This is a genomic window from Mesorhizobium sp. M7A.F.Ca.CA.004.06.1.1 (assembly GCF_003999135.1).
In the GTDB taxonomy this organism is placed as follows: domain Bacteria; phylum Pseudomonadota; class Alphaproteobacteria; order Rhizobiales; family Rhizobiaceae; genus Mesorhizobium.
Genome location: NZ_RZPQ01000348.1, coordinates 1 through 6,025 on the forward strand (window position 1 = coordinate 1; position 6,025 = coordinate 6,025).

General features: G+C 63.6%; 8 protein-coding genes. 2 read left to right on the forward strand and 6 right to left on the reverse strand.

Going from position 1 to position 6,025, the window contains the following annotated elements; genetic code table 11:
- The first annotated feature begins 186 nt into the window (after nucleotides 1-186).
- Nucleotides 187-654 (forward strand): Lrp/AsnC family transcriptional regulator, encoded by a 468-nt coding sequence (locus EN906_RS19960; protein ID WP_127270128.1) that lies wholly within the window; start codon nucleotides 187-189, stop codon nucleotides 652-654.
- 11 nt (nucleotides 655-665) lie between these two features.
- Here EN906_RS19960 and EN906_RS19965 read toward each other — a convergent pair whose 3' ends face one another.
- The 4 genes from EN906_RS19965 to aztA form a co-directional block, all read right to left on the reverse strand.
- The gene (locus tag EN906_RS19965) at nucleotides 666-1,004 is read right to left on the reverse strand and encodes a TIGR01244 family sulfur transferase (protein ID WP_127270126.1); all 339 of its coding nucleotides are present in this window, start codon (nucleotides 1,002-1,004) and stop codon (nucleotides 666-668) included.
- A gap of 150 nt (nucleotides 1,005-1,154) precedes the next feature.
- Nucleotides 1,155-2,096: a zinc ABC transporter substrate-binding protein AztC gene (gene aztC / locus EN906_RS19970; protein ID WP_127272476.1), complete on the reverse strand. Its 942-nt coding sequence runs from the start codon at nucleotides 2,094-2,096 to the stop codon at nucleotides 1,155-1,157.
- Nucleotides 2,097-2,123: 27 nt separating this feature from the next.
- Nucleotides 2,124-2,999 (reverse strand): zinc ABC transporter permease AztB, encoded by an 876-nt coding sequence (gene aztB, locus EN906_RS19975; protein WP_031212890.1) that lies wholly within the window; start codon nucleotides 2,997-2,999, stop codon nucleotides 2,124-2,126.
- Entirely contained in the window at nucleotides 2,999-3,805 is an 807-nt protein-coding gene (gene aztA / locus EN906_RS19980; RefSeq protein ID WP_127273264.1) for a zinc ABC transporter ATP-binding protein AztA, read from the reverse strand. The genes aztB and aztA overlap by 1 nt, the downstream gene beginning before the upstream one ends.
- Before the next feature lie 226 nt (nucleotides 3,806-4,031).
- Between aztA and EN906_RS19985 the strand changes: the two genes are divergently transcribed.
- Entirely contained in the window at nucleotides 4,032-4,376 is a 345-nt protein-coding gene (locus EN906_RS19985) for a RidA family protein (protein WP_127271894.1), read from the forward strand.
- A 170-nt stretch (nucleotides 4,377-4,546) separates the two neighbouring features.
- On the opposite strand, the gene hutC is transcribed toward EN906_RS19985, so the two are convergent.
- Together hutC and EN906_RS19995 are read right to left on the reverse strand one after the other, a co-directional pair.
- The gene (hutC, locus tag EN906_RS19990; RefSeq protein ID WP_164749090.1) at nucleotides 4,547-5,278 is read right to left on the reverse strand and encodes a histidine utilization repressor; all 732 of its coding nucleotides are present in this window, start codon (nucleotides 5,276-5,278) and stop codon (nucleotides 4,547-4,549) included.
- Between the two features lie 2 nt (nucleotides 5,279-5,280).
- The coding region (locus EN906_RS19995; protein WP_164777252.1) for an amidohydrolase family protein at nucleotides 5,281-6,025 on the reverse strand (745 nt) is incomplete at its 5' end.

The window sequence follows — 6,025 nt, forward strand, 5'->3', positions numbered from 1 at the left end:
GTCCTTGCCGATCCTGGCGGGCGGGGCGTCGTGCGGGAAGGGACCCATGATATTCCTCCGAAAGCTGGCCTGGCCTGAAAAGGCCATTTGACACGATCATAACGCGGAGGAGGCGCACGGTGCTTGCATTCAAACGCTTGAAATGATGATGTCATGCGTGAAGCGTGCATGATGTGAGGAAAAACCATGGATGAGGCGCGCATTGACCAGTTTGACCGCAAGATAATGGCGCTGTTGCAGGGTGATGCGCGGCTGACCAACAACGATCTTTCGGAGCGGGTGAACCTGTCGGCGTCGCAATGCTCGCGCCGCCGCCAGCGGCTGGAGGAGGACGGCTTTATCAAGGGCTATCGCGCCGTTCTCGACCGCGACAAGCTCGGTTTTTCCCTGGTCAATGTCATTTCGGTGACGCTCGCCACGCACAACCGCGACAATGCAAGGCGCTTCGGCGAGCTGGTGGCGCGGCTGCCCGAAGTGCAGGAAGCGCACGCGCTGACCGGTGAGATGGACTACATTTTGAAAGTGGTGACGCCCGACCTGAAGTCGCTGTCGGAATTCGTCAACGGCGTGCTCCTGCCACACGAATCCGTGCAGCACGTGAAGACGGCGATCGTGCTGGAGACGTTGAAGGAGACCGGCGCGCTGCCGATTTAAGCCCTGGCCGTTCAGCCCTTCGACTGCTGGATCAGCCCATAGAGATTGGTGCAGCGCGCGCCGGAGCGGCAATAGGCGAAGACCGGGCCGTCGAGTTCGTCGAGCGCTTCGGCCTGATCCTCGACATTCTCGGCGGTGATCTGGCCGCTGATCACCGGAATGTAGCGGAAGGCGAGCCCTGCGGCTTCCACCGCCGCCTTGACGGTGTCGGCAGAAGGCTGGCCGGGCTGTTCGTCATCGGGCCGGTTGCAGATGACGCTCTTGAAGCCGGCTTCCTTGATGGCGGCGACGTCCTCAGGCTGGATCTGGCCCGAAACCGAATAGTCCTCGCTGATTTCGCGGTATTCCATGGCAGCATCCTCGCAAACTGGTCAGGCGGCAGTCTTGCCACTCCCCGACATGGGCGGCAATCCGTACCGAAGGAATTCTCTGCCAAATAGACATTGCGTGGCGGAAAATCCAACCGGGCCGATGCGGCCCGGCTGGACGATCCTTCAAACTCAGCTGCCGAGAATGGCGCCTTTGATCTGACGGATGTTGTTGTGCATCATGTCGATGTAGGTCGCGGCCGGGCCGTCGGGCTGCGACAGCGCATCCGAATAGAGCGTGCCGCCGACCTTGATGCCGGTTTCGCTGGCGATCTGTTCGATCAGGCGCGGGTTGGTGATGTTCTCGACGAAGATCGCAGCCGCCTTGTCCTGCTTCACCTGATTGACCAGTTTGGCGACGTCTGCGGCGGATGGCTCGGAGTCGGTCGAGATGCCTTGCGGGGCGAGGAAGGTCAGGCCGTATGCGTGTTCGAAATAGCCGAAGGCGTCATGCGAGGTGATGACGACGCGCTTGCTCTCCGGGATTGAGGCGATCGCCGCTTTCACTTCGCCTTCGACCGCGTCGAGCTTCTTCGTGTAGGCGGCGGCATTGGTCTGGTAGCTGACGCAGCCTTCCGCATCCGCCGCGCAGAAAGCCTCGGCGATGTTCTTCACGTAGATCCTGGCATTGGCGATCGACTGGAAGGCGTGCGGATCGGTGACCGTCTTGCCGCCGTCGGTGCCGGCACCTTCGGCCGCGTCGGCATCGGCGAATTCAGGTTTGAAATCGATCGGCGTCACGCCCTTGGTCAAGGTGATGATAGACGCCTTGGTGGCGCTGGCATCGACCAGCCGCTGCAGGAAACCTTCGAAATGCAGGCCGTTGACCAGAACGATGTCGGCCTTGGCCATGGCCACAGCATCGGCCGGGCTCGGCTCGTAGACATGGGCGTCGCCATCCGGCCCGACAATGGTGGTGACGTCGATGCGGTCGCCGCCGACATTTTTGGCGAAATCGGCAATGACGGTGAAGCTGGCGACCACTTTCAGCGGTGCGGCCAAGGCCGACGATGCGCCAAAAGCGGTTAATGTTATAACGCTCATCGCCAGGGCGGCATGGATCGATTTCAGCATAGACGGGTCTCCTTCTAGGGGCGGGGATCAGGCCGTTCTGTGACGGTGATGGATGATGCGCGCGCGCAGAATGCCGCGCGTGCCAAACAGGATCGAGGCGAAATAGACGACGCCGGCCGACAGGATGATGGCCGGGCCGGATGGCAGCGACGCGTGATAGGACAGAAGCAGCCCGGCGACGCAGGACGCAAAGCCGATCAGCACCGCCAGCACGCACATCGGCTCGACGCGAACTGTCCAGAAGCGGGCGGCTGCGGCCGGCAGCATCATCAGCCCAACCGACAGAAGCGTGCCGAGTGCCTGGAAGCCGCCGACAAGGTTGAGCACGACAAGGCCGAGGAAGATGAAATGCACCGGACTGCCGAGCCGGCTGACCGAGCGCAGGAACAGCGGGTCGAGGCATTCGGCGACCAGCGCCCGCCAGAAGATGGCGAGGCTGACCAGCGTCACCGCGACGATGCCGCCGATCAGCGTCAGGGCCTCATCGTTGAGCGCCAGCACGGTGCCGAACAGCACATGCATGAGATCGACGCTGGACCCGCGGATCGACACCATCAGCACGCCGATGGCGAGCGAAATCAGATAGAACGCCGCCATCGAGGCGTCCTCGCGCTGTATGGTGAAGCGCGAGACGGCGCCGGCGCCGAGCGCGACGATGACGCCGGCGATCAGGCCGCCGATGGTCATCGGCAGGATCTCCAGCCCATAGAACAGGAAGCCGGCGGCCGCGCCGGGCAGGATGGCATGCGCCATGGCGTCGCCCGACAGGCTCATGCGCCGCAGCATCAGGAAGACGCCGATAGGGCAGGCGCCGAGCGACAGCATCAGCGAACCGATCAAAGCCCGCTGCATGAAGCCGAAATCGGCGAAGGGCGCGATGACAAGGCCGTAAAGCATGTCCATCAGGCAGCCCTCGGTCCGACGCCATGTTGGCGGTCGTGATCGTGGCCATGGTGATCGTCACCATGAGCGTCCTCGCCCGGCTCGCACCAGGGTGCATTTTCTTCCCAAGCTTCGTGGAAGCGGCGGGCGCGCAACAGGTTGTCAGGTTTCAGCGTTTCCCTGGTTTCGCCCCAGGCGATCGGCTGGCGGGCGAGAAGCAGCGTTTCGGGGAAATTCTGCCGCACCAGGTCCAGATCGTGCACGACAACCATGATGGTGCGTTCCTCGCCGTGCCAGTGCTTGATCAGGGCAATGAGGTCGCCGACCGTCTTGGCGTCGACGGCGTTGAAGGGTTCGTCGAGCAGGATGAGGTCGGCGTCCTGCAGCAGGACGCGCGCAAACAGCGTGCGCTGCAACTGGCCGCCCGACAGCGTGTCGATCGGGCGCTTTTCAAAGCCGCCGAGGCCGACCGCCATCAGCGCCTTGCTGACGTCATCGCGATCTTCCTTGGTGTAGCGGCCAAGCAGGCCGCGTCGTGGCCACAGGCCGAGCGAAACCAGATCGACCACGCGCGCTGGAAAAGAGCGGTCGAGCTCCGATTGCTGCGGCAGATAGGCGGCACGTACACCGGGTGCGCGGATAACCTCGCCGGCCATTGGCTTCAGGACGCCGACAATGCCTTTCATCAGCGTCGATTTGCCGGAGCCGTTGGCGCCGACCACAGCGGTCAGCGAGCCCTTGCGGATGGTGCCGTCGAGATGATGGATCGCCGGATGACTGCCGTAGCCAAGCGTCAGGTCGCGGAATGTCAGGCAGGTATTTGTCATTCTGCGATCCGTAGGCGGCGAAATCCGGCTGCTGGCAGCGGCCGATTGGATATGTGATGTTATTACATTAGTCAACAAGCCAATCCGGCGGAATTGCGGCCGCAGGGTCAACTTGCCGTGTGTGCATGCCATATGCCGTTGGCCCAAGGGGATTCGACCTGGCGACCTTGCCCCAAGCCGGCCGCGACTCTAAAGAAGCGCAACCGTCACAGGAAGGAACCATCCAATGAGCATTCGTCGCATCGATGTCGGCCCGCGCATGAGCCAGATCGTCATCCATGGCAATACCGTCTATCTGGCTGGTCAGGTCGGCCAGCCAACCGGCAACGTCGCTTCGCAGACCAGGGACATCCTGGCGGCTGTCGACGAATTGCTGGCCAAGGCTGGCTCCGACAAGACCAAGATCCTGCAGGCGATCATCTGGCTGGCCGACATGAGCACCTTTGCCGAGATGAACGCGGAATGGGACAAGTGGGTGCCGCAGGGCAACACGCCAGCCCGTGCCACCGGCGAAGCAAAGCTCGCCACCCCGGACTATCTGGTCGAGATTATTATTACCGCCGCGATCTAAAGCGTCGACTTTCACCTTCTCCCCTTGTGGGAGAAGGTGTCGCCGAAGGCGACGGATGAGGGGTGTTCCAGGGAACGCCAACGTCTCACTCCGCTGGAACACCCCTCATCCGTCTCGACGCTGTCGCGCCGATCCACCTTCTCCCACAAGGGGAGAAGGGAGCGTCGGCGCTACCCCTGCGGCCTGAACCTTGCCACCAGCGTGTGGCTCTCGGCCGCGTAGGTAAAGCGCACATGGGTGACCGGATGTTCGGCGCTCCATGTCCGCCGCTCTACCACCAGGCACGGCGCGCCGGCTTCGATGTCGAGTGCGGCCGCTATATGTCTGTCGGCGGCGACAGCGCGAATCCGGTGCTCGGCTTCGCTCCACGGCACGCGGCCGATCAGCCATGGTCCTGGTGCGATGGCCACGAATTCCACGTCTGCTGCCTCGGGTACGGCGGTGAGGTTGATCAGCCGCTGTTCATGCGCGAACGGCCGCTCGCCGGCGAAATGCCCGCATTCCAGCGCCAGAACCGGTCCGGCCAAGCCCAATTCCAGCAGGGCGCGATCCTCGGCGCTGCTGCGCCTTTTGTGCCGAGCGACGCGCTCGTAGCGGTAAGGCAAGCCGAGCGCTTCGACCTCGATGCGGATATCGTGGATTTCCAGCACCGCCGCTTGCGACTGCGGCCGGCGCACAAAGCTGCCTGAGCGGCGGCGACGTTCGATCAGCCCGGCCTTGGCAAGCTGTGACAGCGCCTTGTTCACCGTCATGCGCGAGCAATTGTATTGCACGCTCAGTTCGTGCTCGAACGGGATGCGATGGCCGGGCGCCCAGGCACCGGACGTGATCTTCTCACTGATGTCGGTCAGGATGCGCTGGTGCAGCGAGCCGCCACCGTCCGCTACCACTGTGCCGGCCATGCTCATGCCGAAAGCGCCGTCATCACGCTGCGAAACCGCTCGGCGATAGCCTCTCGCTTCACATGCGTGCCGCCGCTGACCTGCTTGAACCCATGCACCCAGACGCAGTCGACCTTGCCGCCATTGGCGAAGATCCAGGCGTCCAGGATCGCGTCGCCGCTCTTGCCGGCCAGCGAGGGATTTTTGGGATCGAGCGAGACGAGATCGGCGGATGCGCCGGCGGCGATCTGCGAGATGCCGGCGCCAAGGGCGACGCTGCCCCCGTCTAGCGCGGCATCGAACAGCGCCCGGCCGGTCGAGCCGCCCGCGACCGCCAGCACATTGCGGGCGCGGTGGGCGAGGCGCTGTGAATATTCGAGCTGGCGCAATTCGTCGGGCAGGCCGATGAGCACGTTGGAATCGGAGCCGACGCCATAGCGGCCGCCATGTTCCCTGAACAGCGGCGCGGCAAAAGTGCCGTCACCGAGATTGGCCTCGGTGATCGGGCAGAGGCCGGCGATGGCGCCGCTCCTGGCCATGGCAACGGTTTCCGTATCGGTCATATGGGTGGCGTGGATCAGGCACCAGCGCTTGTCGACCTTGGCATTGGCGAGCAAAAACTCCACGGGCCTCGCGCCGGACCAGGCAAGACAGTCCTCGACCTCTTTCACTTGCTCGGCGATATGGATGTGAATCGGCCCCTCCGGCGCCAGCGCGGCGACTTCGGCTAGCTCCTGCGGCGTCGCGGCACGCAAACTGTGCGGAGCG